Origin of the sequence: Streptomyces sp. ML-6, assembly GCF_030116705.1 — a bacterium.
Taxonomy (GTDB): domain Bacteria; phylum Actinomycetota; class Actinomycetes; order Streptomycetales; family Streptomycetaceae; genus Streptomyces.
Map to the genome: position 1 here is coordinate 1,855,659 of NZ_JAOTIK010000001.1, position 26,148 is coordinate 1,881,806.

Genomic DNA, 26,148 nt, shown 5'->3' on the forward strand with positions numbered 1-26,148 from the left:
TGCGGGCCGCTCGGACCGCGGACCGCTCAGGCCGCTCGGGCCGCAGGCTGTGGGCCGAGCAGCCCGGGAGCAACGGGCCAGGAGCCCGGGAGACCGGGAGAAATGGGGAGGCCCTGTCCCCCGCGGCTGCGTGGGACAGGGCCTCCGGTCGTGCGCCGCGGGTCAGGCCCGCGCGGGCTCGGTCTCCCGGGCCTCGTCGGACCCGGGTCCGGCAGGCTCCGCGACGCCCGCCTTCCCCGCCCGCTTGGCGGCCTTCTTCTTCGCGCGGCGCTCCTTGCGGAGTTCGACCATCGCGTAGAGCGTCGGCACCAGGAGCAGGGTCAGCAGGGTCGAGGTGACCAGGCCGCCGATCACCACGACGGCAAGCGGCTGCGAGATGAAGCCGCCTTCGCCGGTGACGCCGAGCGCCATCGGGAGCAGGGCGAAGATCGTCGCCAGGGCCGTCATCAGGATCGGGCGGAGCCGGTGGCGGCCACCCTCGAGGACCGCTTCGACGACGCCCATGCCCTGGGCCCGGTACTGGTTGATCAGGTCGATCAGCACGATCGCGTTGGTCACCACGATGCCGATCAGCATCAGCATGCCGATCATCGCCGGGATGCCCATCGGGGTGTCGGTGGCGACGAGCAGGCCGATCGCACCGGTGGCCGCGAACGGGACGGAGACCAGCAGGATCAGCGGCTGGACCAGGGACCGGAAGGTCGCCACCAGCAGCATGAAGACGATCGCGATGGCCGCCAGCATGGCCAGGCCGAGCTTGGCGAACGACTCGCTCTGGTCCTCGGTGACCCCGCCGATGGTGGCGGTGGCGCCCTCGGGGAGCTCCAGCGCGTCGATCTCCTTCTCCAGCGCGGCGCTGACCGCGCCGGTGTTGTCGCTGGTGGGCTTGGCGGTGATGGTGGCGGCGCGCTGGCCGTCGATCCGGGTCATCGAGACCGGGCCGGGGACCAGTTCGACGTCGGCGACCTGGCCGAGCTTCACCGGGCCGAGGGGGAGGGCCTTCAGCTCGGCCATGGTGGTGGCCGGGTGGGCGGACTTGATGACGACGTCCCGCTCGGTGTCGTCCAGGACCGCCTTGCCGGCCGGGGTGCCGCGCACCGCTCCGGCGACGGCCGCGCCGAGCGCGCTCTGGTCGAAGCCGGCGTCCGCCGCCCGGGCGTTGGGCTTCACCGAGATCCGCGGGACGCTCTGCGACAGGTCGCTCTGGACGTCGGTGACGTCCTTGACCTCGGCGACCGCGCCGCGCACCTTCTCGGACGCCTTGCGCAGCACGTCCGCGTCGGCGGCCTTGACCACGACGCCGATGTCCTGGCTGCCGAAGCCGTCGCCCGCGGAGATGGTGGTGTCACCGATGCCGTCGAGCTCGCCGAGCGCCGTGTCGATGCGCTTCTGGGTGGCGTCGAAGTCGCCCGAGTCCTTCAGGGTGACCTGGTACGTGGCCTGGTTGGAGCCGGTGCCGCCGCCGAAGGCCGCCATGAAGCCGGAGGAGCCGACGGTGACCTGGTAGTCCTTGACGCCCTTGTCGTCGGCGAGGACCTTCTCGACCTTCCTGGCCGCCTCGTCGGCGGCCGCCAGGCTGGTGCCGGGGGCCAGCTCCTGCTTGATGGAGAGGACTTCCTGCTCGCCCTGGTCGAAGAAGTTGGTCTTCAGCAGCGGGGCCATGCCGAAGGTGGCGACCAGCACCACGACGGCGATGGCGAGGCTGGTGACCCGGCGCCGGGTCGCGAAGCGGAGCACCGGGACGTACAGCCGCTGGAGCCGGCTGCGGGCCTCCTTCTCCTCCGCCCGGCGGCGGGCCTCGTCCGGGTCGTCCAGGGCGGTGCCCTTGGGGGCGCGCAGGAACCAGTACGACAGGACGGGCACCACGGTCAGCGAGACCAGCAGGGAGGCCAGCAGGGCCGCGGTGACGGTCAGCGAGAAGGAGCCGAAGAGTTCGCCGACCACGCCGCCGACGAGGCCGATCGGCAGGAAGACGGCGACCGTGGTGAGGGTCGAGGAGGTGACCGCGCCGGCCACTTCCTTCACCGCGGTGATGATCGCCGACTGGCGCTCCTCGCCGTAGCCGAGGTGGCGCTTGATGTTCTCCAGGACCACGATCGAGTCGTCGACGACCCGGCCGATGGCGATGGTCAGCGCGCCGAGGGTGAGCATGTTGAGCGAGAGGTCCCGGGTCCAGAGCACGATCAGCGCGAGGACCACGGAGAGCGGTATGGAGACCGCGGTGACCAGGGTCGAGCGCAGCGACGCGAGGAAGACCAGGATCACGACGACGGCGAAGAGCAGACCGAGCGCGCCTTCGGTGGTCAGGCCGGAGATCGCCTTGGAGACCGCGGGGCCCTGGTCGGAGACGACGGTCAGTTCGGCCCCGGCGCCGAGGTCCTTGCGCAGGTCGGGGAGCTTGTCCTTGACCGCGTCCGAGATGGCGACGGCGCTGCCGTCCTTGTCCATGGTGGCCATCACGGCGAGGCTCGGCCGGCCGTTCGTCCGGGTGAGGGAGACCGCGGTGGCCTGCTCCTGCTCGACCTTCGCGACGTCACCGACGCGAACCGGCTTGCCGCGCTCGCCCGTTGCCCCGCCCTGGGGGACGATCCGCAGGTCCTGGATCTGCTTCAGGGAGGTGAAGGCGCCGCCGACCTGGACGGTGCGGCTCTTGCCGGACTCGGAGAACGAACCGGCCGGGACGGTCGCGCCGCCCGCCTGGAGCGCCTGGGCCAGCGTCATGGCGTTCAGCCCGGCGGCGGCGAGCTTCTTGTCGTCGGGGGTGACGGAGACCTGGAGGTCGCGCACCCCGTCGACGGTGACCTGGCCGACGCCGCTGATGTCCTCCAGGGCGGGGACGACCGTGCGGTCCAGCTGGTCGGCGAGCGCCTGCTGGTCCTTGTCGGAGGTGACGGCGAGGACGACCGCCGGGATGTCGTCGGTCGAACCGGCGATGACCTGCGGGTCCACGGTGTCGGGAAGCAGGGCGCGGGTACGGTTGACCGCCTGCTGGATGTCGGCGACGAGCTGCTTGGTGCCCTCGCTGCCGAAGTCGAAGGACGCCATGATGACGGCGCTGCCCTCGCTGGCGGTGGCGGTGATGCCGGTGACCCCGTCGACCGCCTTGAGGGAGTTCTCCAGCGGTTCGACGACCTGCTTCTCGACCACATCGGGGGACGCTCCCTGATAGGGGGCGAGCACCGACACCACCGGAAGCTCGATGGTGGGCAGCAGTTGCTGCTTGAGCTGCGGGATCGCGATCGCTCCGAATACGAGCGCGACGATCGAGATCAGTCCGATCAGGGCCCGTTGCGCGAGGCTGAATCTGGACAGCCAGGACATGGGTGAGGTCTCTCTTCTGTGGCGTGCGCGGCAGGTGGGGCGGGTGACTCGGGACAGACCCGGCCCGGTTACACCTTCGCTCACCGCCGGGGGTGCGGACCTCGGCCCCAGGGTCGCTTTCTCACTTCCCGCATACCGCAGGTGGAGTACGCCGAATCTCCACCCGTTACTCCACCCTGGGGCGCACCAGGCCCGATTCGTAGGCGATTACCACCAGTTGGGCCCGGTCCCTGGCGCCCAGCTTCGCCATCGCCCTGTTCACATGGGTCTTGACCGTGAGCGGGCTGACGACGAGCCGCTCGGCGATCTCGTCGTTGGAGTGGCCGCCCGCGACCAGGACGAGCACCTCGCGCTCGCGGCCGGTGAGCGCGGCGAGCCGTTCCGAGTACTCCGCGGCGCTCGGGCCCTCGTCGTCCGAACTGCCGCCCTGGGCGAGGAAGGTGGCGATCAGGCCCTTGGTCGCGGCCGGTGAGAGCAGTGCCTCGCCGGCCGCGGCGATCCGGATGGCGTTGAGGAGTTCCTCGGGTTCCGCCCCCTTGCCGAGGAAGCCGGACGCCCCGGCCCGCAGCGACTGCACCACGTACTCGTCCACTTCGAAGGTGGTGAGCATGACGACCCGTACGCCGGAGAGTTCCGGATCGGCGCTGATCATGCGGGTCGCGGTGAGCCCGTCCGTGCCGGGCATCCGGATGTCCATCAGCACCACGTCGGCCCGGGTGGAGCGGGCGAGTTCCACGGCCTGCGCGCCGTCCGCCGCCTCGCCGACCACCTCCATGTCGGCCTCCGAGTCGACCAGTACCCGGAACGCGCTGCGCAGCAGCGCCTGGTCGTCGACGAGCAGCACCTTGATGGGCGGTGTCATGTGTTCTCCCCCGTCCGGCCCGCCGTGTCCGGCTGCTCGGACTCCTCCCCGCGGGCCTTGACGGGCAGGATCGCATGGACCCGGAATCCGCCGCCGTAGCGGGGCCCGGCGGTGAGCGTGCCGCCGAGCGCGGTGACGCGTTCGCGCATGCCGAGCAGGCCGTGGCCGCCTCCCCCGCCGCCGGGCCGGACGGCGGCGACGGCCCCGTCCGGCGCGTCCGCGGCGCAGCAGCCCCCGCCGCCGGCGCCGTTGTCGATCACGGTGATCTCGGCGGTGGACCCGACCCGTACGACACTCACCTCGGCCCTCGCCCCGGGGCCGGCGTGTTTGCGGACGTTGGTCAGCGCCTCCTGGATGACCCGGTACGCGGCGAGGTCGACGGCGGCGGGCAGCGGGGGGCGCCGGTCGGTGCAGGCCACCTCGACGGGGAGTCCGGCCCGGCGGACGGTGTCGACCAGTTCGTCCAGGACCGCGAGGCCCGGGGCCGGTTCGGTGGGCGCCTCGGGGTCGCCGGACTGGCGCAGCAGTCCGACCGTGGCCCGCAGTTCGTCGAGCGCGGAGCGGCTGGCCTCCCGGACGTGGGCCAGGGCCTCCTTGGCCTGGTCGGGGCGCTTGTCCATGACGTGGGCGGCCACTCCGGCCTGGACGTTGACCAGGGCGATGTGGTGGGCGACGACGTCGTGCAGGTCGCGGGCGATCCGCAGCCGTTCCTCGGCGACCCTGCGCCGGGCCTCCTCGTCGCGGGTGCGTTCGGCCCGTTCGGCCCGTTCCCTGATCGCGTCGACGAACGCCCGCCTGGAACGGACGGCGTCCCCGGCCGCCCCGGCCATGCCGGTCCAGGCGAAGACGCCGAAGTTCTCCTGGCTGTACCAGGGCGCCGGGCCGAAGAACATCGCGGCGGCCGTCAGCGCCGCCATCGTCAGCAGTCCGACCCGCCAGGTGGTGGGCCGGTCGGTGCGGGCGGCGACGGTGTACAGCGCGATGACGGTGCAGGCCACCACGGGGACGGGCGGGTCGGTCCGCACCAGTTCGACGGCCGTCAGCCCGGCGGTGGCCCCGAGCACCGCCAGGGGGCGGCGCCGCCGCCAGAGGAGCGCGACGGCCCCCAGCACCATCAGGAGCACGCTGGCCGGCTCGGGCCTGCGGCCGGCGAAGACGGACCCGTCCGGGGCACCGGGGTGGACGAAGGACCCGATGATCATGGCCACGAGCACGGCCAGGGCGAGCGCGGCGTCCAGCGCGAGGGGATGGTCGCGCACCCAGTTCCGGACGCGCGGCACCCCGGTTCCTAGGGTGGTCACGTCGAGCTACGTTACGGCGTGTCGCGCGGGGACCGGTCCGGGCAGCCACCCGGGAGGCCCCGGGCGGGGAACGGGCGTCCGAGGGCCGCCCGGAGGACGGAAACGGACCGGAAGCCGTGGGCCGGGCCGTCCCGGACGCGCCCGTGCCCCGGGTCCGGCGGACCGGATCCGGGGCACGGTTGGCATGCGGCGGGTGCTGGAGGGCGCCGCGGGTCAGCCGGGGATCAGGCCGTCGTCCCGCAGCATGGCGCGCACCTCTTCGAGGGTCGCGTCGGGCGACGGCAGAATCAGCTCGGACGGCTCCAGGGAGTCGTCCGGCAGGGGCGTGCCGAGCTCGCGCACCCTGGCCAGGAGCGCGTGCAGCGTGGTGCGGAAGCCCGGTCCGTCCCCGCGCTCCATCTCGGCGAGCAGCTCGTCATCGAGTTCGTCGAGCTCGGCGAGATGGCTGTCGGCCAGGGCGACCTGGCCCTCCCCCATGATCCGTACGATCATGACGCTGCCTCAACTCTTGTCGAACCGGTGCGGGGACTGCGACGACTGCCGCTGGGCAGCGTCCTGCGGGCCGCCCTCGATCGCCTGCTGCGGCGTGGAGCCGCCGGCCAGCTCGGCCTTCATGCGCTGGAGTTCCAGCTCCACGTCCGTGCCGCCGGAGATCCGGTCCAGTTCGGCGGCGATGTCGTCCTTCGCCGTGCCGGTCGGGTCGTCCAGGGCGCCGGAGGCGAGCAGTTCGTCGATCGCGCCGGCGCGCGCCTGCATCTGCTGGGTCTTGTCCTCGGCCCGCTGGATCGCCAGGCCGACGTCGCCCATCTCCTCGGAGATCCCGGAGAAGGCCTCGCCGATCCGGGTCTGCGCCTGGGCGGCGGTGTAGGTGGCCTTGATGGTCTCCTTCTTGGTGCGGAAGGCGTCGACCTTGGCCTGCAGCCGCTGGGCCGCGAGCGTGAGCTTCTCCTCCTCGCCCTGCAGCGTGGAGTGCTGCGTCTCCAGGTCGGTGACCTGCTGCTGGAGCGCGGCGCGCCGGGACAGCGCCTCGCGGGCCAGGTCCTCGCGGCCGAGCGCGAGCGCCTTGCGGCCCTGGTCCTCCAGCTTGGCCGACTGTCCCTGCAGCTGGTTCAGCTGCAGCTCCAGCCGCTTGCGCGAAGTCGCCACGTCGGCGACCCCGCGACGCACCTTCTGCAGCAGTTCGAGCTGCTTCTGGTACGAGTAATCGAGGGTCTCGCGCGGATCCTCGGCCCGGTCAAGGGCCTTGTTTGCCTTCGCGCGGAAGATCATTCCCATACGCTTCATGACACCGCTCATGGGCTTCGCGCGCCCCCTTCTGACGGACTGAGCTCCAGCACTCCAACAGAACCCACAGTACGGGCCCTGCCTCTATTACCGCACTGTTCGAGCACGGATGTGCTCCTCCCCAAGGACGACTGCGTCCGGTCACCGCTCCGGCCCAGGGAGTAGGTGGAGGTCGGGGAGAACCGGTACGCCCGTATCCCGCCGAACCCGCGGGTACATCAGCCAGGACGCGGGCCGTTGCCGGATCGTTCCCGACCGGCCTGGGGTCATCGCGATCGAACCCGTACCCTTGGACCTTGTGTTCCGTAGCCGTTCGAAGGAAGAGAAGGCGCCCACCGACAAGGTGACGGCGGACCTCTCCAAGCAGCCCCGCGACCCGCAGGCTCCCAAGGGTCGCCCCACCCCCAAGCGCAGCGAGGCCCAGTCGCAGCGCCGTCGCGCCTCCAGTGGCGCGCCGCTCGACCGCAAGGAGGCAGCGAGGAGGCAGCGCGAAGCGCGCCGGGCGGACCTGGCCAGGCAGCGCGAGGCGCTCGCCAGTGGTGACGAGCGCTATCTGCCGATCCGCGACAAGGGCCCGGTGCGGCGCTTCGTCCGCGACTATGTGGACTCGCGTTTCTGCGTCGCGGAGTTCTTCCTTCCGCTCGCCGTGATCATCCTGATCCTGAGCGTGATCCAGATCAGGAACATCCAGAACATCTCGCTGTTGCTCTGGCTCTTCGTGATCGTGCTGATCGTCGTCGACTCGATCGGTCTCTCGATCCGCCTGCGGAAGCAGCTCAAGGAGCGCTTCCCCGACACCCCCAAGCGTGGCGCGGTCGCCTACGGCCTGATGCGCACGCTCCAGATGCGTCGCCTGCGACTGCCCAAGCCGCAGGTCAAGCGTGGAGAGCGGCCCTGAGTACGCACGTCTCCGGCACGGCCGGCGGTCCGTCCGCCGGCCCGCCCGGCGATGCCGGCCCGGCCGTCACCGGCTTCTCCGGGGCCTCCCCGGTGTGGCTGAAGGGGCTGGGCGGGCTGCGCAACACCGTCCGCCAGGAGCTGGTCGCCCGGCAGCTGGACGAGCAGATCGCGGCCCGCTTCCCGGTCGGGCAGCGGCTGCGGGTGCTCGACGTCGGCATGGGGCAGGGCACCCAGGCGCTGCGCCTGGCCAGGGCGGGGCACACGGTGACCGGTCTGGAGTCCGACGCCGAGATGCTGCGGGTGGCCAGGGAGGCGCTCGGCAGCGAGCCGGCGGGCATCCGTGAGCGGGTCCGGCTGATCGAGGGCGACGGCCTGGAGACCGGGGTGCACTTCCTGCCCGGCAGCTTCGACGTGGTGCTCTGCCACGGGGTGCTGATGTACGTCCGGGAGCCGGACGCGATGCTGGCGGGCCTGGCCCGGATGCTGGCCCCGGGCGGGCTGCTGTCGCTGCTCGTGCGGAACGCGGACGCGCTGGCGATGCGTCCCGGGACCGCCGGGGACTGGGAAGCGACGCTGGCCGCCTTCGAGAGCGACACGTACACCAACCGGCTGGGCGTCACCGTGCGGGCCGACCGGCTGGACGCCCTGACGTCCACCCTCGCCGGGATCGCGGCGCCCCTGCACGCCTGGTACGGGGTGCGCGTCTTCACGGACAACGTGAGCAACGACGTGGAGCTCCCCGCCGCCGCGGAACTGGAGCAGGTGCTCGCCGCCGAGGACCGCGCCGGGCGCACGGACCCGTACCGCCGGGTGGCCGCGCTGCTGCACCTGTGCGGCGTACGGGGCTGACCGCCCCACCGCGCCCGGCGGGGCGGGCGCGGGCCACGGCCGGGGCCGGCCGGCGGCGCACCCTGGCCGGCCGAACCCAACAGGCCGCCGGCGGCACAAAAAGCGACAATCCAGACATGGACGCTTCCCATTCCCGCAGCCGTGCCCGGCGCCTCCTGCTGCCCCTGACCGCAGGCGTGTGCACCGCCGTCCTGGTGAGCGGCTGCTCGGACCCGGCCTCCAGTTCGCCGAAGACCGAACCCAGCAGGCCGGCCTCCGCGATCCGGGCCGCCGACGACCTGCAGAACGACTACCAGACCGTGATCGAGAACGTGCTGCCGTCGGTCGTGCAGATCGACGGCGCCGAAACCCTGGGGTCGGGGGTCGTCTACGACTCCAAGGGCCACATCGTCACCAACGCCCACGTGGTCGGCAACGAGGAGACGTTCCGGGTCACCGTCGCCACGGGCGAGAAGGTGCAGCGCGCCTCGCTGGTGGCCACCTACCCGGAACAGGACCTGGCCGTCATCAAGCTCGACAGCGTGCCGGACGGGCTGAAGCCCGCGAAGTTCGGCGACTCGGAGAAGGTCGAGGTGGGGCAGATCGTGCTGGCGATGGGTTCGCCGCTGGGGCTGTCCTCCAGCGTCACCCAGGGCATCGTCTCGGCGCTCGGCCGGACCGTCAGCGAGAGCCGCACGGGCGGCGGCACCGGCGCGACGATCGCGAACATGGTGCAGACCTCGGCGGCGATCAACCCGGGCAACAGCGGCGGCGCGCTGGTCAACCTGGCCAGCGAGGTGATCGGCATCCCGACCCTGGCGGCGGTGGACCCGAAGCTGGGCGACAGCGCGGCGCCGGGCATCGGGTTCGCGATCCCGGTGTCGATGGTGAGGACCGTCGCCGACCAGATCATCAAGAGCGGCCGGGTCACCGACTCGGGCCGGGCGGCCCTGAACATCACCGGGCGCACGGTCGTCGACGAGAACTACCAACCGGCCGGGGTGGCCCTGGTGACCGTGGAGAAGGGCGGCGCCGCGGAGGAGGCGGGGCTGCGGGTCGGCGACATCGTCACCGGCATCGACGGCACACCGGTCACGACGATCACGTCCCTGGCCGAGGCGCTCGCCTCGGACAAGCCGGGTCAGAAGGTCACGGTGAAGTACATGCGCAACGGGGCGGAGAAGTCCGCGAAGGTCACGCTGGGCGAGATCTAGGACGCCCCCGGGGGCGGGCGGAAGTACGGCCGTGCGGGCCCGCACGGCCGTACTTCCCGCCCGGAGCGGGATCAGCCCTGGTCGGCCGCCTGGAGGCTCATGGGGCCGTAGATCTTCGTCGAGTCCTCGAAGAGCGTCACCTGCTCCGTCCCGCCGTCGAGGAGTTCCTTCCAGTACTCGCCGATCCAGGACTCCGCGTCACCCTGGGTGGTGAATTCCTCCGGCTGCAGCGCCGGCTCCGTCTCCGTACCGTCGGACTTCTCGAACCGCCACGTCCACGCCATGTCCGCCTCCTGGGTCGCGTTGCTGTCCGCAGCCTAGTGCTCCTCCCGGCAACCTCTGCCCCGCGGCGCCGCCCCGCACGCACGCTCCCGCCGGACGGAACCGGCCGGTCGCGGGGCCGGGGTCCGTATCCGGTGCGGGGCGGCGCCCGTACCCGCCCGAAGTGTCCCAAGTCGCGCACCCGCCGCGCGGACGCGGGAGGATCGGGGGCGTGGAACTGACTCTCCTCGGCACCGGAGCCCCCGACGGGCTGCCGCGGCCCGAATGTCCCTGCGCCGCCTGCGCCGTCGCCCGTGGGGCGCGCTCGCGGGCCGCCACCGCGCTGCTGATCGACGACGCGCTGCTGCTCGACCTCACCCCGGGCGCCGTGTTCGCCGCGGCCCGTGCGGGGCGCTCGCTCACCGGCGTACGGCAGGTACTGCTCACCCATCCGCACGACGGGCCCGCGGTGGAGCTGCCGCCCGGGCTGCCCCCGGCGGGGCGGGTGCCGGACGGCCGGGTGCTGACGCTGATCAGCGGCCACCGGGTGCGGGCGGTGCCCATGGACGCCCCGGGCACCGGGTACGAGGTCACGGCGCCGGAGGGGACGCGGCTGCTCTACCTGCCGCCGGGGGCCGCGCCCGCCGGTCTCGCGGAGCCGGTGGCGGAGCCGTACGACATGGTGGTCGGCGACGTGACGGGGCGGCCGGACGCGGTGGCACGGCTGCGGGCCGTCGGGGCGATCGGCCCGGGCACCGAGATCGTCGCCGTCCACCTGGACCACGATGCGCCGCCCGGGGCCGAGCTGGAGCGGCGGCTCGCGGCGGCCGGTGCGCGGGCCGTGCCGGACGGGACGACGCTGGGGGTGGGCGAGTACCGCGCGGGGCCGGGGATGCCGCGGCGCACCCTGGTGACGGGCGGGGCCAGGTCGGGCAAGTCGGTGGAGGCCGAGCGCCGTCTGGAGACGTTCCCCGAGGTGGTGTACGTGGCGACCGGCGGGGGCCGGGAGGGGGACGCCGAGTGGGCGGCCCGGGTCGGCCTGCACCGGGAGCGCAGGCCGGCCGCCTGGCGCACCGAGGAGACCTGCGAGCTGGTGGAGCTGCTGGAGTCGGACGGGCCGCCGCTGCTGATCGACTGCCTGTCGCTGTGGCTGACGGACGCGATGGACCGGGTCGGCGCCTGGGACGACGCGGCGTGGGCGGACGGCGGCGAGGCCGCCCTGCGGGAGCGGACCGCCGCCCTGGTCGCCGCGGTGCGCGGAACGCGGCGCACGGTCGTCGCCGTCACCAACGAGACGGGCTCGGGCGTGGTGCCCGCGACGGCCGCCGGACGGCGTTTCCGGGACGAGCTGGGCCGGCTGAACGCCGCGGTCGCCGACGAGTGCGAGCAGGTACTGCTGGTGGTGGCCGGCCAGGCCCTGACCCTGCGGGGCTGAGCGGGGCGCGTACGGGCGGGGCGGCGCGTACGGGCGTGCGGGGCGCGTGCCGTACGCGCCGGGCGGTGGCCGGGGCCGGGGTCGCTCCTCCCGGCCCGCTCCCCGCCGCCGGGCGCGGGCCACGGGGCCGCGCGGCCCCCGGCCGGGACGGGCCGCGCTCCGGCCGGGGGGCCGGAAACCCGGCGGGTACTGTTCCGCAGTGAGCCCGCCGCCGGGCTCGCCGGCCCACTCGACGCATCGACCCGCGAGGCAGATCCCCGTGAATCTGGACGACTTCTCCGACCTGATCGAACGCCCCGACGGCGGCGTACGGCGCGACGCCGAGGAACGCCGGGAGCGCCTGGTCGTTCCCACCGGTGCCCTCGGCCGCCTGGACGAGCTGGGCGAATGGCTCTCGGCCGCGCAGCAGGCCGTACCGGTCAGGGCGATCGAGCAGCCGCGCGTGGTCCTGTTCGCCGGTGACCACAAGGTGGCCGAGCTGGGCGTCTCCGGGCGCGCGGCCGGCAGCGCGCACGAGCTGGTGCGGGCCACGCTGGACGGCACGACGCCGCTCGCCGTGCTGGCCCGGCAGTTCTCCGTACCGGTGCGGATCATCGACGCCGGGCTGGACTGCGATCCGGAACTGCTGCCCGAGCCGGTGGTGCGCCATCGGGTGCGGCGCGGCACCGGCCGGATCGACATCGAGGACGCGCTGACGGCCGAGGAGGCCGAGCGGGCGGTCCGGCTCGGCATCGCGATCGCCGACGAGGAGGCCGACTCCGGCACCGACCTGGTGGTGCTCGGCGATCTGAGCGTGGGCGGCACGACGGCCGCGTCCACCCTGATCGCGGCGCTGTGCGGCACGGACGCCTCGGTGGTCACCGGACGCGGCGGGGCGGGCATCGACGACCTGGCGTGGATGCGCAAGTGCGCGGCGATCCGGGATGCGCTGCGGCGGGCCCGGCCGGTCCTCGGCGACCAGCTGGAGCTGCTGGCCACGGTGGGCGGGGCCGACCTCGCGGCGATGACCGGCTTCCTGCTCCAGTGCGCGGTGCGCCGGCTGCCGGTGATCCTGGACGGGGTGGTCTCCTCGGCCTGTGCGCTGGTGGGGCAGCGGGCCGCCTTCCGGGCCCCGGACTGGTGGCTGGCGGGTCAGGCGAGCGGCGAGCCGGCGCAGGGCAAGGCGCTGGACCGGATGGCGCTCAACCCCCTGCTGGACCACGGCGTCATCGTGGGGGAAGGAAGCGGGGCACTGCTCGCACTTCCCCTCGTCCGGGCCGCGGCCGCGCTGGCGGCGGAGCTGCCCGAGCGCAAGCCGGGCGCCGACGAGGAGGACGGGGCCGGCGAGGGGGCCGACGCGGCTGCCTCGTACGACGACGCGACCTGAGGGGCCCCGGGCGGTCCCCGGCCGTCCGGCCGGAGGTCACCCGGCGGGCGCCGGGCCCATCGCCGCGGTGCTCGTGCTCCGCGTCCGTACGGCCGTCCTTTCAGCCGCCCGTACGACCGTACGGGCCCGGCGCCGGGGTCAGGGCCTGCGGCCGGGGAGCGGGGTCCGGTCCGGCGCGCCGCCGATCAGGTCCTGGAACCTGCGGCGGGGGCCCGCCCAGCGCACGTCGTGGTGGTAGGCGCGCAGCAGCGCGCGGGCGCGGGCCCGGTGGCGGTTCCGGTAGAAGCGCCTCGCCCACATCGAGGTCGGCCGGGCCAGCCGGAGCGCCCCGATCAGCGCGACGAACGGGACGAGGGCGCCGACGACCGCGAGCCGCACCTTGCCCTTGAAGAGGGCGATCAGCACGAAGCAGAAGTTGACGACCACGGTCAGGATCACGCCGAGCCGGTCCTGCTGTTCGTCGCTGCTCAGCTCGTTCACGCCCAACGGCGAGAATCCGGCCAGGACCAGCAGCACCAGGGCGGCGGTGAGGACCACGGCCTCCACGCTCCGCCGCCCCTCCTCGGTCCAGTAGACGTCGTCGAGGTAGAGGATCAGGGCGAACTCGTCCAGCACCAGTCCCGCGCCCGTGCCGAAGACCACCGCGCAGATCCCCGCCCCGAGGCCGTGGCGTCCGCTGACCACCGCGCCGAACCCACCGACCACGCTCAGCACCACGCCGGGGACGACGTGGTGGATGTGCATCCCGCCGGGCGTGACGTTGCGGAACGGGCCCTTCCCGGCCCGGATCATCCGGGTGACGAACCGGGTGACGGCGAAGGTGAGCACGAAGGCGGCCAGGGCGAGCAGCAGGGGCACCTTCCCCGGCTCGACGATGTTCCGTTCGAACCAGTGACCCATGCCACCCACTCCCGATATGCCGCGTCTGCGACGCCTTGTCACGACATGGGCAATCTATCGGCCGACGGCACCGATTAGCCTGCGCGCCGTGACCTCCCTGAACAGCCACGGCGTGCGTTTCGCCTTCGGCACCCTGACGGTGCTTCCCGTCCGCGTCACCCGCTGGGACCGCGGGGCCGCCCGCGCCGGGATGCTGTGCGCGCCGCTCGCCGGTCTCGTCGTGGGGCTCGCCGCCGCGCTGCCCGGCGTCCTGGCGCTGCTGCTCGGCGCGGGCCCGCTGCTCGCCGCGGTGGCCTCGGCCGCCGTGCCCGCGGTGCTGACCCGGGGGCTGCATCTGGACGGTCTGGCGGACACCGCGGACGGCCTGGGCAGCGGCAAGCCGGCCGAGGACGCCCTGCGGATCATGAAGCAGTCGGACATCGGGCCGTTCGGGGTGATCACCCTGCTGTTCGTGCTGCTGGCCCAGGTCGCGGCCCTGTACGAGCTGTACGGGCGGGGCTGGGAGCACGGCGCGGCGGCGGCGGTCGCGGCGGCGGTCGTCGCCCGGCTGGCACTCACCCTGGCGTCCCGCCGGGGTGTGCCGCCGGCCCGTCCGGAGGGGCTGGGCGCGGCGGTGGCGGGCACGGTGCCGGTGGGGGGCGCGGTGGCGGTCGGGGCGGTGGTGGTCGCGGGCTGTGCGGGGGCCGGGGCGCTCCTCGGCGGGTACGGGGCGCCGCACCACGCGCTGGCCGCACTGGCCGCGCTCGGTGCGGCCGGACTCCTGCTGCGGCACTGCGTGCGGCGCTTCGGCGGGGTGACGGGCGACGTCTTCGGCGCCCTGGCGGAGACCGCGGCGACGGCGGCCCTGGTGGTCCTGGCACTCGGTTGAGGCCGTGGCGCGGACCCGGTTGGGATGCGCCGGGCGGGACCGGTCGAGGCCCGTCGGGGTCGTCCACCCCGACGTCCCGCGGGGTCCTGGCCGTCAACTCGCCTGTCTCCACGGCCCGTCGGGCCCGCGCGGGCTCCGCAGCGACCGCCCGGCGGGCGAGGCCCTCACCCCACGGCGCCCCGTGGGCGGCCCGCCGCCGTGATCTCGCAGCAAGGGCGCGCGTAGGCTCGTTCCCGGCACATTGCGGCGGCGTCTACGATGCGCCGGGCACGGTCGGCCCACCCCTCGACCGACAACGAACTCAACGGAAGCGAGATTTCACCACCGTGACTGCTCTCACTCTCAGCACTGCCGGTGCGGCGACGCTGCGCGCCGACGCACTCGTCGTGGGCGTCGCCAAGGGCTCCAAGGGGCCGGTCCTCGCACCGGGCGCCGAGGCCGTGGACACGGCGTTCGACGGAAAGCTCGCCACCGTCCTGGAAGCCCTGGGCGCCACGGGTGCCGAGGGCGAGGTGACCAAGCTCCCCGCGCCCGACGGCCTCAAGGTCCCGGTCGTCATCGCGGCCGGTCTCGGCTCCGTACCGGAGAAGGACGGGGCGTACGACGCCGAGGCGCTGCGCCGGGCCGCGGGCTCCGCCGCCCGGGTCCTGGCCGGGTCGAAGAAGGCCGGCTTCGCGCTGCCCCTCGCGTCCGCCGGGGACGCCGGGGCGGTCGCCGAGGGCGCGCTCCTCGGTGCGTACGCCTTCACCGCGTACCAGGGCGGCGAGGACAAGCTCGCGCCCAAGGGCAAGAAGAACGGCAACGGTGTCAAGCCCCCGCTGGGCGAGGTCGCCCTGCTCGGCGGCAAGCCGCGCGACAAGGCGTTCAAGGCGGCCGTCGAGCGCGCCACCGCGGTCACCGAGGAGATCAACCGCGCCCGCGACCTGATCAACACCCCGCCGAACGACCTGTACCCCGAGTCCTTCGCCGCCGTGGCCACCGCCGCGGGCAAGGAGCACGGCATCAAGGTGCAGGTCCTCGACGAGAAGGCGCTCGTCAAGGGCGGCTTCGGCGGTCTGCTGGGCGTCGGCCAGGGCTCGTCCCACGGCCCCCGCCTGGTGAAACTCGCCTACACGCACCCGAAGGCGGAGAAGACCCTGGCCCTGGTCGGCAAGGGCATCACCTACGACTCGGGCGGCATCTCGCTGAAGCCGGCCGGCCACAACGAGACGATGAAGTGCGACATGAGCGGTGCCGCCGCCGTGTTCGCCGCCGTCGTCGCGGCCGCCCGCCTGGGCCTCCGGGTCAACGTCACCGGCTGGCTGGCGCTCGCCGAGAACATGCCGTCGGGCAACGCCACCCGCCCCGGTGACGTGCTGCGCATGTACAGCGGCAAGACCGTCGAGGTCCTCAACACGGACGCCGAGGGCCGGCTCGTCCTCGCCGACGCGCTGACCCGGGCCTCCGAGGAGAAGCCGGACGCGATCGTCGACGTGGCGACCCTGACCGGCGCGATGGTGCTGGCGCTGGGCAACCGCACCTTCGGCATCATGGCGAACGACGACGCCTTCCGGACCTCGATCCACGAGATCGCCGAGGAGGTCGGCGAGGCGTCCTGGCCGATGCCGCTCCCCGCCGACCTGCGCAAGGGCATGGACTCCCCGACCGCCGACATCGCCAACATGGGCGAGCGGATGGGCGGCGGCCTGGTGGCCGGCCTGTTCCTGCAGGAGTTCGTGGGCGAAGGCATCACCTGGGCGCACCTGGACATCGCGGGCCCGGCCTTCCACGAGGGCGCGCCGTACGGCTACACGCCCAAGGGCGGCACCGGTTCCGCCGTCCGCACGCTGGTCGGGCTGGCCGAGCGCACCGCCGCCGGGGACCTCGGCTGATCTCCGGAGCGATGTACGGTACGGCCCCGGGCATACGTCCGGGGCCGTACGCGTTGCCTCCCACGGCGTCGTCGTACGGATCCGGCGGGGTTTCGCTCTGGACGAAACCAGCGTTCCCGCCCGTCTCCCGCGCCGGCCTTCCCGGGCGGCGCCGCACACCTGGAATCACCCCCGCTCCCTACTTCGCGGTAACCCACCGGGACGGATGATCGTCCGCCCCGGACCCGGGCCCCGCGTCCCGCCGACCGTCAACAAGTGCGAAGATGGGTTCTCGGCAGGACAGGGCCCCCACCACAGGGCCGACATAACACAAAGCGGCCGAACACCAGCCGACCGGCCGGTCATCCCCCAGCGACGGGGCCCGGCGTACGGCGCACATGCATGGAGGACGTGACGTGGCGAACGACGCCAGCACCGTTTTCGACCTAGTGATCCTCGGCGGTGGTAGCGGCGGTTACGCCGCGGCCCTGCGCGGAGCGCAGCTGGGCCTGGACGTCGCTCTGATCGAGAAGGGCAAGGTCGGCGGCACCTGCCTGCACAACGGCTGCATCCCCACGAAGGCCCTGCTGCACGCGGGCGAGATCGCCGACCAGGCGCGCGAGTCCGCGCAGTTCGGTGTGAAGGCCACCTTCGAGGGCATCGACATCGAGGCCGTCCACAAGTACAAGGACGACGTGATCTCCGGCCTGTACAAGGGCCTGCAGGGACTCATCGCCTCGCGCAAGGTCACCTACATCGAGGGCGAGGGCCGGCTCTCCTCCCCCACCTCGGTGGACGTGAACGGCCAGCGCATCCAGGGCCGCCACGTGCTGCTCGCGACCGGCTCCGTGCCGAAGTCGCTGCCGGGCCTGGAGATCGACGGCAACCGCATCATCTCCTCGGACCACGCGCTGAAGCTGGACCGCGTCCCGAAGTCCGCGATCGTGCTGGGCGGCGGCGTCATCGGCGTCGAGTTCGCCTCGGCGTGGACCTCCTTCGGCACCGAGGTCACGATCATCGAGGGCCTGAAGCACCTCGTCCCGGTCGAGGACGAGAACAGCTCGAAGCTCCTCGAGCGCGCCTTCCGCAAGCGCGGCATCAAGTTCAACCTCGGCACGTTCTTCCAGAGCGCCGAGTACACGCAGGACGGCGTCCGCGTGACCCTCGCCGACGGCAAGACCTTCGAGGCCGAGGTGCTGCTGGTCGCCATCGGCCGCGGCCCGGTCTCGCAGGGCCTGGGCTACGAGGAGGCCGGGGTCGCGATGGACCGCGGCTACGTCCTCGTCGACGAGTACATGCAGACCAACGTGCCGACCATCTCGGCCGTGGGCGACCTGGTCCCGACGCTCCAGCTCGCGCACGTCGGCTTCGCGGAAGGCATCCTGGTCGCGGAGCGGCTGGCCGGTCTGAAGGCCGTTCCGATCGACTACGACGGTGTCCCCCGGGTGACGTACTGCCACCCCGAGGTCGCCTCCGTGGGCATCACCGAGGCCAAGGCCAAGGAGCTCTACGGCGCGGACAAGGTCGTCGCTCTGAAGTACAACCTCGCGGGCAACGGCAAGAGCAAGATCCTCAAGACCGCGGGCGAGATCAAGCTCGTCCAGGTCAAGGACGGTGCCGTGGTCGGCGTCCACATGGTCGGTGACCGGATGGGCGAGCAGGTCGGCGAAGCCCAGCTGATCTACAACTGGGAGGCGCTGCCCGCCGAGGTCGCGCAGCTCATCCACGCCCACCCGACCCAGAACGAGGCGATGGGCGAGGCCCACCTGGCCCTGGCCGGGAAGCCCCTTCACTCCCACGACTGATCCAGTCGACCGGGCGCGACGACCGACCCACTTCCGCACTTTCGTAAGGAGCAACCGAAACCATGTCGGTTTCCGTAACCCTTCCGGCGCTCGGTGAGAGCGTCACCGAGGGCACTGTCACCCGCTGGCTGAAGGCCGAGGGCGAGCGCGTCGAGGCCGACGAGCCGTTGCTCGAGGTCTCGACCGACAAGGTCGACACCGAGATCCCGGCGCCCGCCGCCGGCATCCTCTCCTCCATCAAGGTCGCCGAGGACGAGACCGTCGAGATCGGTGCCGAGCTGGCCGTCATCGACGACGGCACGGGCGCGCCCGTCGCCGCCGCGGCCCCGGCCGCCGAGCCCGCGGCCGCCCCGGCGCCGGCGCCGGCTGCCGAGGCCCCCGCCGCGGAGGCCCCCGCCCCCGCAGCCGCTGCCCCGACTCCCGCCGCCGAGGCCCCCGCCGCCGCACCGGCCGGTGGCGCCGCCGGTACCGACGTCGTCCTGCCGGCGCTCGGCGAGAGCGTCACCGAGGGCACCGTCACCCGCTGGCTGAAGGAGGTCGGCGAGGAGGTCACGGAGGACGAGCCCCTCCTGGAGGTCTCCACGGACAAGGTCGACACCGAGATCCCGGCCCCGGTCTCCGGCACGCTGCTGGAGATCGTCGTCGCCGAGGACGAGACCGCCGAGGTCGGCGCCAAGCTCGCCGTCATCGGTGCCGCCGGTGCCGCTCCGGCGGCTGCCCCGGCTCCGGCCGCCCCGGCGCCCGCCGCCGCTCCGGCCCCGGCGGCTCCGGCTCCGGCTCCGGCCGCCCCGGCCGCGCCCGCGCCGGCTCCGGCTCCGGCCCCGGTGGCGCCCGCCGCCCCGGTCGCCGCCCCGGCTCCGGTGGCCCCGGCCGCTCCCGCGCCCGTCGCCGCCCCGGCCCCGGTCACCCCGGCCGCGCCCTCCGGCGACGACGGCGCGTACGTCACGCCGCTGGTCCGCAAGCTCGCCGCCGAGAACGGCGTCGACCTGGGCGCGGTCAAGGGCACCGGCGTCGGTGGCCGCATCCGCAAGCAGGACGTCGTCGCCGCCGCGGAGGCCGCCAGGGCCGCCGCAGCCGCGCCTGCCCCCGTCGCCGCCGCCGCTTCGAAGGCGCCGAAGCTGGAGGCCTCCCCGCTGCGCGGTCAGACGGTCAAGATGACCCGCATGCGCAAGGTCATCGGCGACAACATGATGAAGGCGCTGCACTCGCAGGCCCAGCTGACCTCGGTCGTCGAGGTCGACGTCACCAAGCTGATGAAGCTGCGCGCCCGTGCCAAGGACGCGTTCGCGGCCCGCGAGGGCGTCAAGCTGTCCCCGATGCCGTTCTACGTCAAGGCGGCGGCCCAGGCGCTGAAGGCCCACCCGGTCATCAACGCCCGGATCAACGAGGACGAGGGCACCATCACGTACTTCGACTCGGAGAACATCGGCATCGCCGTGGACGCCGAGAAGGGTCTGATGACGCCGGTCATCAAGGGTGCGGGCGACCTGAACATCGCCGGCATCTCGAAGAAGACCGCCGAGCTGGCCGGCAAGGCCCGCGGTGGCGGCCTGACGCCGGACGACATGTCCGGTGCCACCTTCACCATCAGCAACACCGGTTCGCGCGGTGCGCTGTTCGACACCGTCATCGTGCCCCCGAACCAGGCAGCCATCCTGGGCATCGGTGCCACGGTCCGCCGCCCGGTGGTCATCGACCACCCGGACCTCGGCGAGACGATCGCGGTGCGCGACATGACGTACCTGTCGCTCTCCTACGACCACCGTCTGGTGGACGGCGCGGACGCCGCCCGTTACCTGACCGCGGTCAAGGCGATCCTGGAGGCCGGTGAGTTCGAGGTCGAGCTCGGCCTCTGAGCACCACCGCTGTAACCAGCCTCACCAGTGGCGCCCCCGTCCGGATCCCGTCCGGACGGGGGCGCCGCCGTATTGTCTAGGGCGTGTCCGGTCGTGCGGACAGCACCGCTCTGCCTCCGAAGGAGCCCCTCATGACCCCGCCCGTCGTCCACTCGCTGCGCGAACAGATCCGCGAGCACATCGTGGACGGGATCGTCAGCGGGCGCTGGAAGCCCGGTGAGCGGATCGTGGAGCGCCGGATCGCCACCGAGCTGGAGGTCAGTCAGACGCCCGTGCGCGAGGCCCTGCGGGAGCTGGAGACGCTCCGGCTGATCGAGTCGGCACCCAACAAGGGCGTACGGGTCCGCAACCTCACCGCGGCCGATCTGGAGGAGAGCTATCCGGTCCGGGCCGGTCTGGAGCAGATCGCGGCGGAGCTGGCCGCTCCGGTCCTCGGCGAGGACTGCTCGCTCCTGACGCCGCACGTGACGGCCCTCTACGAGGCGGACCGGCTGGCCGACGGCGAGGCGCAGGTGCGGCACACCGTGGCCTTCCACCGCGAGATGGTGCGGGCCGCCGGGAACGCCGTGCTGCTGCACACCTGGGAGGGGCTGGGCATCGAGGTGTTCACCGCCCTGTCGATCCGGTGGCTGGGCACGGTGCAGAAGTCGTACGCGGAGGAGCACGAGGCGCTCATCGAGGCGTTCCTGCGCAAGGACCCGGACATCGGCGTGCTGGTCAAGGCGCACGTGCTCGGCTGCGCCCCGCGTGCCTGAGGCCCCGGGGCACAAGCCCACGAGCCCGCTCGGGAGCGGCCGGGAGCCCGTTCGCGTCCCCCGTGAGGGTGTACACATCTGTCGAGAGAGGCGCTCTTCCGTGCAGGCGGTCGCCCCTTTTGAGCGCTAAATCCCGTCACTCCGTGCCCCGTTTCGCGGCACCGAATGCCAATTTCTTCATATCGAGAAGTTTTGCCCTTCACCCTTTGATCGATCATCGATCGGCGTCCTACAGTTCACTTCGCGGGCCCACCGGCCCCATCGCCCTGTCCTGCCAGTCAGGGCCTTTCTCCACCCCCCTCCACTCCGGAAGGCGGCGATCATGACCGACCCCGTAGGAAAGCTTCCGAGCGAGCTCGACCAGCTCCCGGACCGTGACCCCGAGGAGACCGCCGAATGGGCGGCCTCCCTGGACGCCGTCACCAAGGCCGCGGGCCCGCACCGCGCCGCGTACCTGATGCGGCGCTCGCTGGAGCACGCCGAGGGCGCCGGTCTCGCGCTGCCCAAGTTGCTGGAGACCGATTACGTCAACTCCATCCCGACCGCCGCCGAGCCCGAGTTCGACGGCGACCTGGAGATGGAGTCCCGGATCACCGCCTGGAACCGCTGGAACGCGGCCGCGATGGTCACCCGCGGCTCCCGCTTCGGCGTCGGCGGCCACATCGCCACCTTCGCCTCGGCGGCCTGGCTGTACGAGACCGGCTTCAACCACTTCTTCCGCGGCAAGGAGGGGGACGGCTCCGGCGACCAGCTCTACATCCAGGGCCACGCCTCCCCCGGCATCTACGCCCGCGCCTTCCTCGACGGCCGGCTGAGCGAGCGGCAGCTCGACAACTTCCGCCAGGAGGCGGGCGGCGACGGCCTGCCGTCCTACCCGCACCCGCGGCGGCTGCCCTGGCTGTGGGAGTTCCCCACCGTGTCGATGGGCCTCGGCCCGCTCTCGGCGATCTACCAGGCGCGCTTCAACCGCTACCTCGCCAACCGCAACATCAAGGACACGTCGAACTCGCACGTCTGGGCCTTCCTCGGCGACGGCGAGATGGACGAGCCCGAGTCGACCGCCGCCCTCGCGCTGGCGGCCCGCGAGGGTCTCGACAACCTGACCTTCGTCATCAACTGCAACCTGCAGCGCCTCGACGGCCCGGTCCGCGCCAACTTCCGCGTGGTCCAGGAGCTGGAGGGCGCGTTCCGCGGGGCCGGCTGGAACGTCGTCAAGACGCTCTGGGGCAGCGCCTGGGACGAGCTGTTCCGGCTGGACACCACCGGTGCACTGGTCCGCCGGCTCCGGGAGGTCCCGGACGCCCAGTTCCAGACGTACCAGACCCGTGACGTCGCCTACATCCGCGAGCACTTCTTCGGCGCCGAGCCCGCGCTGGTCGAGCTGTCCCGGCTGCTCACCGACGCGAAGATCGCCGAGTGCTTCTACACCTCGCGCGGCGGCCACGAGGCCCGCAAGGTGTACGCGGCGTACCGGGCGGCCCTGTCGCACAAGGGCGCGCCGACCGTGATCCTCGCGCAGACGGTGAAGGGCTTCACGCTCGGCAAGGGCTTCGAGTCCAAGAACGCCAACCACCAGATGAAGAAGCTCTCGGTGGACGAGTTCAAGGACATGCGCGAGCTGCTCGGCCTGCCGATCCCGGACAGCGCGTTCGCCGACGGCCTGGTGCCCTACGGCCACCCGGGCGCGGACTCCCCCGAGGTCCGCTACCTCCAGGAGCGCCGCGCCGCGCTCGGCGGCCCCGCCCCGGCCCGCCGGGTGCACGCGGTGGCGCTGCCCGAGCCGGAGGAGCGCGCGTTCAAGGCCCTGTACAAGGGGTCCGGCAAGCAGGAGATGGCCACCACCATGGCCTTCGTCCGCCTGGTCAAGGACCTGATGCGGGACAAGCGGACCGGCAGGCGCTGGGTGCCGATCGTCCCGGACGAGGCCCGCACCTTCGGCATGGAGTCGCTGTTCCCGTCGGCCGGCATCTACTCGCCGCTGGGCCAGACGTACGAGCCGGTCGACCGCGACCAGCTGATGTACTACAAGGAGGCCAAGGACGGCCAGATCCTCAACGAGGGGATCACCGAGGCCGGGGCCATGGCCGACTTCATCGCCGCCTCGACGTCGTACGCGACGCACGGCGAGGCGATGATCCCGTTCTACATCTTCTACTCGATGTTCGGCTGGCAGCGGACCGGCGACCAGATGTGGCAGCTCGCCGACCAGCTCGGCAAGGGCTTCATCGTCGGCGCCACGGCGGGCCGCACGACGCTGACCGGTGAGGGCCTCCAGCACGCGGACGGCCACTCGCAGCTGATCGCGGCCACGAACCCGGCCTCGCTCAACTACGACCCGGCGTTCGCGTACGAGATCGCGGTGATCGTCAAGGACGGTCTGCGCCGGATGTACGGCCCCGAGGCCGAGAACGTCTTCTACTACCTGACGGTCTACAACGAGCCGAAGCCGCAGCCCGCGATGCCGGAGGGCGTCGAGGAGGGCATCGTCAAGGGCCTCTACCGCTTCAAGGAGGGCGTGCCGGCGTCCGCGGACGCGCCGCGCGTGCAGCTGCTGGCCTCCGGCACGGCGATCCACTGGGCCCTGGAGGCGCAGGAGTTGCTGTCCTCGGACTGGGGCGTGACGGCCGACGTCTGGTCCGCCACGTCCTGGGGCGAGCTGCGCCGCGATGCGCTGGAGTGCGACGAGGCGCTGCTCCGCGGCGAGCAGCGGGTGCCGTACGTGACGCAGGCGCTGGAGGGCGCCCCCGGTCCGGTCCTCGCGGTCAGCGACTGGATGCGTCAGGTCCCGGACCAGATCAGCCAGTGGGTGGAGCAGGACTGGTCCTCGCTCGGCACGGACGGCTTCGGCCTGTCGGACACCCGTGACGCGGCCCGCCGCCACTTCGGCGTGGACGCGCGGTCGATCACGGTCGCGGCCCTGGCCCAGCTCGCCCGGCGCGGCGAGGTGACCGCGACCGCGGTCAAGGAGGCCCGGGAGCGCTACGGGCTCTGATCCGTGACGAAGCGGTGGCCGGGCCCGTCCCGGCCACCGCTTCTTTTCGTCGGTCCGTCCCTGCCCGGGGACGGAGGGCGGGGGCGGGCCGATGGTCACAATGGACCGCATGCGTGCCGCCCGTCTCATCAAAATGGTGCTGCTCCTGCAGTCCCGCCCCGCCATGACCGCCGCCGAACTCGCCCGTGAGCTGGAGGTGTCCGAGCGGACCGTCACCCGGGACGCGCAGGCGCTCTCCGAGGCGGGCGTCCCGGTGTACGCGGACCGGGGCCGGGCGGGCGGCTACCGGCTGATCGGCGGGTACCGCACCCGCCTCACCGGCCTCGCCCGCACCGAGGCGGAGGCCCTCTTCCTCTCCGGGCTGCCGTCCGCCCTGCGCGACATGGGTCTGGAGGACGCCGCGTCCGCCGCCCGGCTCAAGGTCTCGGCGGCCCTGCTGCCCTCGTTGCGGGACGCCTCCGACAGCGCCGCCCGGCGCTTCCACCTGGACGCCCCCGGCTGGTACCAGGAGCCGGCCACTCCCGAACTGCTGCCGGTCCTCGCCGAGGCGGTCTGGGACGACCGGCTCGTCCGGGCCCGCTACCGCCGCCGGGACGGCGAGGTGGAGCGGGAGATGGCACCGTACGGCCTCGTGCTGAAGGCGGGGGTCTGGTACCTCTGCGCCCGGGTGGCGGGCGACTTCCGGGTGTACCGGATCGACCGGTTCTCGGCCGTCGAGGTGTCGGACGAGCGGTTCGGGCGCGACGAGCGGTTCGACCTGCCGGGCTTCTGGGACGAGCGGGCCGCCCAGTTCGCCCGCTCGCTGCTGCGGGCCGAGGTGAAGGTGCGGCTGTCGCCGGAGGGGGTACGCCGACTGCCGCACACGATGGACCGTTCGGCGGTCCGGGAGGCGCTGGAGGCGGCCGGTCCGGCCGATGCCGAGGGGTGGCTCACCGTCACCCTGCCGGTCGAGTCCCTGGAGGTGGCCTACAGCCAACTGCTGGCGCTGGGGCCGGAATCGGAGGTCCTGGGACCGGCCGCCCTGCGGGACCGTTTCGCCGCGGCGGCCGAGCGGCTGCACGACCTCTACCGCTGAGGGCCGCCCTCCCCGCGTCCGCGTGCGTCGCCCGTCGCCAGGGCCGATGCTTGACCCGTGATGGACGAGACGGAGTTCTGGGAGATCGTCGACAGCACCCGCGAGGCCGCCGAGGGCGACCCCGAGGACCAGGCCGACCTGCTCGTCGAACGGCTGGTGCGGCTCGATCCCGAGGCGGTGCTGGACTTCGCCAGACACTTCGAGGCCCGTTACGACCGTGCCCACCGCTGGGACCTGTGGGGCGCCGCCGCCGTGCTGCTGGACGGCGCGGGCGAGGACGCCTTCGACTGGTTCCGCTGCTGGCTGATCGGCCAGGGCCGGGAGGTCTTCGAGGGGGCGCTGCACGACCCGGACAGCCTCGCCGAGCTCCTCGACGACTTCGACGAGGAGCTCGACGGGGACGGCGAGGACCTCGGCTACGCCGCCGACGAGGCGTACGAGCAGCTCACCGGTGCGGTCACCCCGGACCTCGGCCTGCCGCCCCGGGCGTCGGAGCCGGAGGGCACCCCGATCGACCTCGAGGACGATGCCGCCCTGGCGAAGCGCTTCCCCGCGCTTTGGGAGCGGTTCGGAGCGCGCTGAACGGGCCCGTGACCGCGGCGCGGACGGCGGGGCCCGTCGTTCCGGTGCCGCCGGTCGTGCCGGAGGAAACCGAGCCGGGGGCGACGGCCCTGCTTGTTGTACTCGCTCGTCGGCGCGTGCGTCTTGGACCGGCCGGGAACGGGCGGGCGGCGGAACGTCACCGGTCGAGCGAGCGCCCCATCATGACGTCGTCGACATAGCGTCCGCCCAGGAAGAACTCGCCGCGCAGCACGCCCTCGACGACGAAGCCCTCCGACTCGTACAGGGCCCGCGCGGGCGTGTTGTGGCCGAGCACCCGCAGGGTCATCCGGTTCGCCCCCTCGGCGCGCGCCGCCGCGAACGCGGCCCGCAGCAGCCCCCTGGCGACGCCCTTGCCGCGTGCCCGGCCGGCCACGGCGAGGCCCTGTATCTGCCGGACGTGCGTGTTGCAGGCCAGCGGGGTCGGCGGGACCAGCCGGAGGTAGCCGACGGGCCCCGGCTCGCCCGCCGTCTCGGCCACCAGGAAATCCTCGGGGCGGTGGCGGTCGTCGAAGAAGGGGCTGTACGGCGGTTGCGGCTTCGGCATCACGGCGTGCAGCGTCGACCAGGTTTCGCGGTCGAGTTCGGCGAGGGCGTCCCCGTCGGAGAAGACCGCGGGACGGATCGAGAACAGGTGGTTCTCCGGCGTGTACGTGTGGTTCTCGGACATGTGCG

General features: G+C 73.0%; 21 protein-coding genes. 13 read left to right on the forward strand and 8 right to left on the reverse strand.

Annotated elements, in window-relative coordinates:
• Window positions 1–162 precede the first annotated feature (162 nt).
• From OCT49_RS08210 to OCT49_RS08230, 5 genes are all read right to left on the reverse strand, one after another.
• Complete coding sequence (locus tag OCT49_RS08210; protein ID WP_283851225.1) at window positions 163–3,321, reverse strand: efflux RND transporter permease subunit; 3,159 nt, start codon at window positions 3,319–3,321, stop codon at window positions 163–165.
• A gap of 166 nt (window positions 3,322–3,487) precedes the next feature.
• A complete protein-coding gene (locus OCT49_RS08215) occupies window positions 3,488–4,183 on the reverse strand; it encodes a response regulator (RefSeq protein WP_283851226.1) in 696 nt (231 codons plus the stop codon).
• Window positions 4,180–5,484: a histidine kinase gene (locus tag OCT49_RS08220; RefSeq protein WP_283851227.1), complete on the reverse strand. Its 1,305-nt coding sequence runs from the start codon at window positions 5,482–5,484 to the stop codon at window positions 4,180–4,182. The genes OCT49_RS08215 and OCT49_RS08220 overlap by 4 nt, the downstream gene beginning before the upstream one ends.
• Window positions 5,485–5,697: 213 nt before the next feature.
• On the reverse strand, window positions 5,698–5,976 hold the full coding sequence (gene pspAA, locus OCT49_RS08225; protein ID WP_283851228.1) for a PspA-associated protein PspAA: 279 nt from the start codon (window positions 5,974–5,976) through the stop codon (window positions 5,698–5,700).
• A 9-nt stretch (window positions 5,977–5,985) separates the two neighbouring features.
• Complete coding sequence (locus OCT49_RS08230) at window positions 5,986–6,768, reverse strand: PspA/IM30 family protein (RefSeq protein WP_148834558.1); 783 nt, start codon at window positions 6,766–6,768, stop codon at window positions 5,986–5,988.
• A 298-nt stretch (window positions 6,769–7,066) separates the two neighbouring features.
• On the opposite strand from OCT49_RS08230, the gene OCT49_RS08235 reads away from it, so the two are divergent.
• The 3 genes from OCT49_RS08235 to OCT49_RS08245 all read left to right on the forward strand — a co-directional run bounded on the left by OCT49_RS08235 (window position 7,067) and on the right by OCT49_RS08245 (window position 9,710).
• A complete protein-coding gene (locus tag OCT49_RS08235) occupies window positions 7,067–7,666 on the forward strand; it encodes a DUF3043 domain-containing protein (protein ID WP_283851229.1) in 600 nt (199 codons plus the stop codon).
• 92 nt (window positions 7,667–7,758) lie between these two features.
• Window positions 7,759–8,517 carry a class I SAM-dependent methyltransferase gene (locus OCT49_RS08240; protein ID WP_502963348.1) on the forward strand — a complete coding sequence of 253 codons (759 nt, stop codon included), beginning with the start codon at window positions 7,759–7,761 and terminating at the stop codon, window positions 8,515–8,517.
• A gap of 116 nt (window positions 8,518–8,633) precedes the next feature.
• The gene (locus OCT49_RS08245; RefSeq protein WP_283851230.1) at window positions 8,634–9,710 is read left to right on the forward strand and encodes a S1C family serine protease; all 1,077 of its coding nucleotides are present in this window, start codon (window positions 8,634–8,636) and stop codon (window positions 9,708–9,710) included.
• A 71-nt stretch (window positions 9,711–9,781) separates the two neighbouring features.
• Here OCT49_RS08245 and OCT49_RS08250 read toward each other — a convergent pair whose 3' ends face one another.
• Window positions 9,782–9,994 (reverse strand): hypothetical protein, encoded by a 213-nt coding sequence (locus OCT49_RS08250; RefSeq protein ID WP_283851231.1) that lies wholly within the window; start codon window positions 9,992–9,994, stop codon window positions 9,782–9,784.
• A gap of 209 nt (window positions 9,995–10,203) precedes the next feature.
• Between OCT49_RS08250 and OCT49_RS08255 the strand changes: the two genes are divergently transcribed.
• Both OCT49_RS08255 and cobT read left to right on the forward strand, forming a co-directional pair.
• Entirely contained in the window at window positions 10,204–11,406 is a 1,203-nt protein-coding gene (locus OCT49_RS08255) for a bifunctional adenosylcobinamide kinase/adenosylcobinamide-phosphate guanylyltransferase (RefSeq protein ID WP_283851232.1), read from the forward strand.
• 259 nt (window positions 11,407–11,665) lie between these two features.
• Window positions 11,666–12,772: a nicotinate-nucleotide--dimethylbenzimidazole phosphoribosyltransferase gene (gene cobT / locus OCT49_RS08260; RefSeq protein WP_283851233.1), complete on the forward strand. Its 1,107-nt coding sequence runs from the start codon at window positions 11,666–11,668 to the stop codon at window positions 12,770–12,772.
• 138 nt (window positions 12,773–12,910) lie between these two features.
• On the opposite strand, the gene OCT49_RS08265 is transcribed toward cobT, so the two are convergent.
• On the reverse strand, window positions 12,911–13,672 hold the full coding sequence (locus OCT49_RS08265) for a hypothetical protein (RefSeq protein ID WP_283851234.1): 762 nt from the start codon (window positions 13,670–13,672) through the stop codon (window positions 12,911–12,913).
• Window positions 13,673–13,760: 88 nt separating this feature from the next.
• On the opposite strand from OCT49_RS08265, the gene OCT49_RS08270 reads away from it, so the two are divergent.
• From OCT49_RS08270 to OCT49_RS08305, 8 genes are all read left to right on the forward strand, one after another.
• Window positions 13,761–14,540: an adenosylcobinamide-GDP ribazoletransferase gene (locus tag OCT49_RS08270; protein WP_283851235.1), complete on the forward strand. Its 780-nt coding sequence runs from the start codon at window positions 13,761–13,763 to the stop codon at window positions 14,538–14,540.
• A 326-nt stretch (window positions 14,541–14,866) separates the two neighbouring features.
• Complete coding sequence (locus OCT49_RS08275) at window positions 14,867–16,411, forward strand: leucyl aminopeptidase (protein ID WP_283851236.1); 1,545 nt, start codon at window positions 14,867–14,869, stop codon at window positions 16,409–16,411.
• Between the two features lie 395 nt (window positions 16,412–16,806).
• Window positions 16,807–18,195: a dihydrolipoyl dehydrogenase gene (gene lpdA, locus OCT49_RS08280; RefSeq protein WP_283851237.1), complete on the forward strand. Its 1,389-nt coding sequence runs from the start codon at window positions 16,807–16,809 to the stop codon at window positions 18,193–18,195.
• A 62-nt stretch (window positions 18,196–18,257) separates the two neighbouring features.
• The gene (gene sucB, locus OCT49_RS08285) at window positions 18,258–20,051 is read left to right on the forward strand and encodes a 2-oxoglutarate dehydrogenase, E2 component, dihydrolipoamide succinyltransferase (protein WP_283851238.1); all 1,794 of its coding nucleotides are present in this window, start codon (window positions 18,258–18,260) and stop codon (window positions 20,049–20,051) included.
• Between the two features lie 131 nt (window positions 20,052–20,182).
• Window positions 20,183–20,806, forward strand: a complete 624-nt coding sequence (locus OCT49_RS08290) for a GntR family transcriptional regulator (RefSeq protein WP_283851239.1) — start codon at window positions 20,183–20,185, stop codon at window positions 20,804–20,806.
• 322 nt (window positions 20,807–21,128) lie between these two features.
• Window positions 21,129–23,798, forward strand: coding sequence for a pyruvate dehydrogenase (acetyl-transferring), homodimeric type (gene aceE / locus OCT49_RS08295; RefSeq protein ID WP_283851240.1), 2,670 nt, complete (start codon window positions 21,129–21,131; stop codon window positions 23,796–23,798).
• Window positions 23,799–23,907: 109 nt separating this feature from the next.
• Window positions 23,908–24,873, forward strand: coding sequence for a helix-turn-helix transcriptional regulator (locus OCT49_RS08300; RefSeq protein ID WP_283851241.1), 966 nt, complete (start codon window positions 23,908–23,910; stop codon window positions 24,871–24,873).
• Between the two features lie 60 nt (window positions 24,874–24,933).
• Window positions 24,934–25,455, forward strand: a complete 522-nt coding sequence (locus tag OCT49_RS08305; protein WP_283855716.1) for a DUF4240 domain-containing protein — start codon at window positions 24,934–24,936, stop codon at window positions 25,453–25,455.
• A gap of 157 nt (window positions 25,456–25,612) precedes the next feature.
• On the opposite strand, the gene OCT49_RS08310 is transcribed toward OCT49_RS08305, so the two are convergent.
• Window positions 25,613–26,143 (reverse strand): GNAT family N-acetyltransferase, encoded by a 531-nt coding sequence (locus OCT49_RS08310; protein WP_283851242.1) that lies wholly within the window; start codon window positions 26,141–26,143, stop codon window positions 25,613–25,615.
• Window positions 26,144–26,148: the final 5 nt, after the last annotated feature.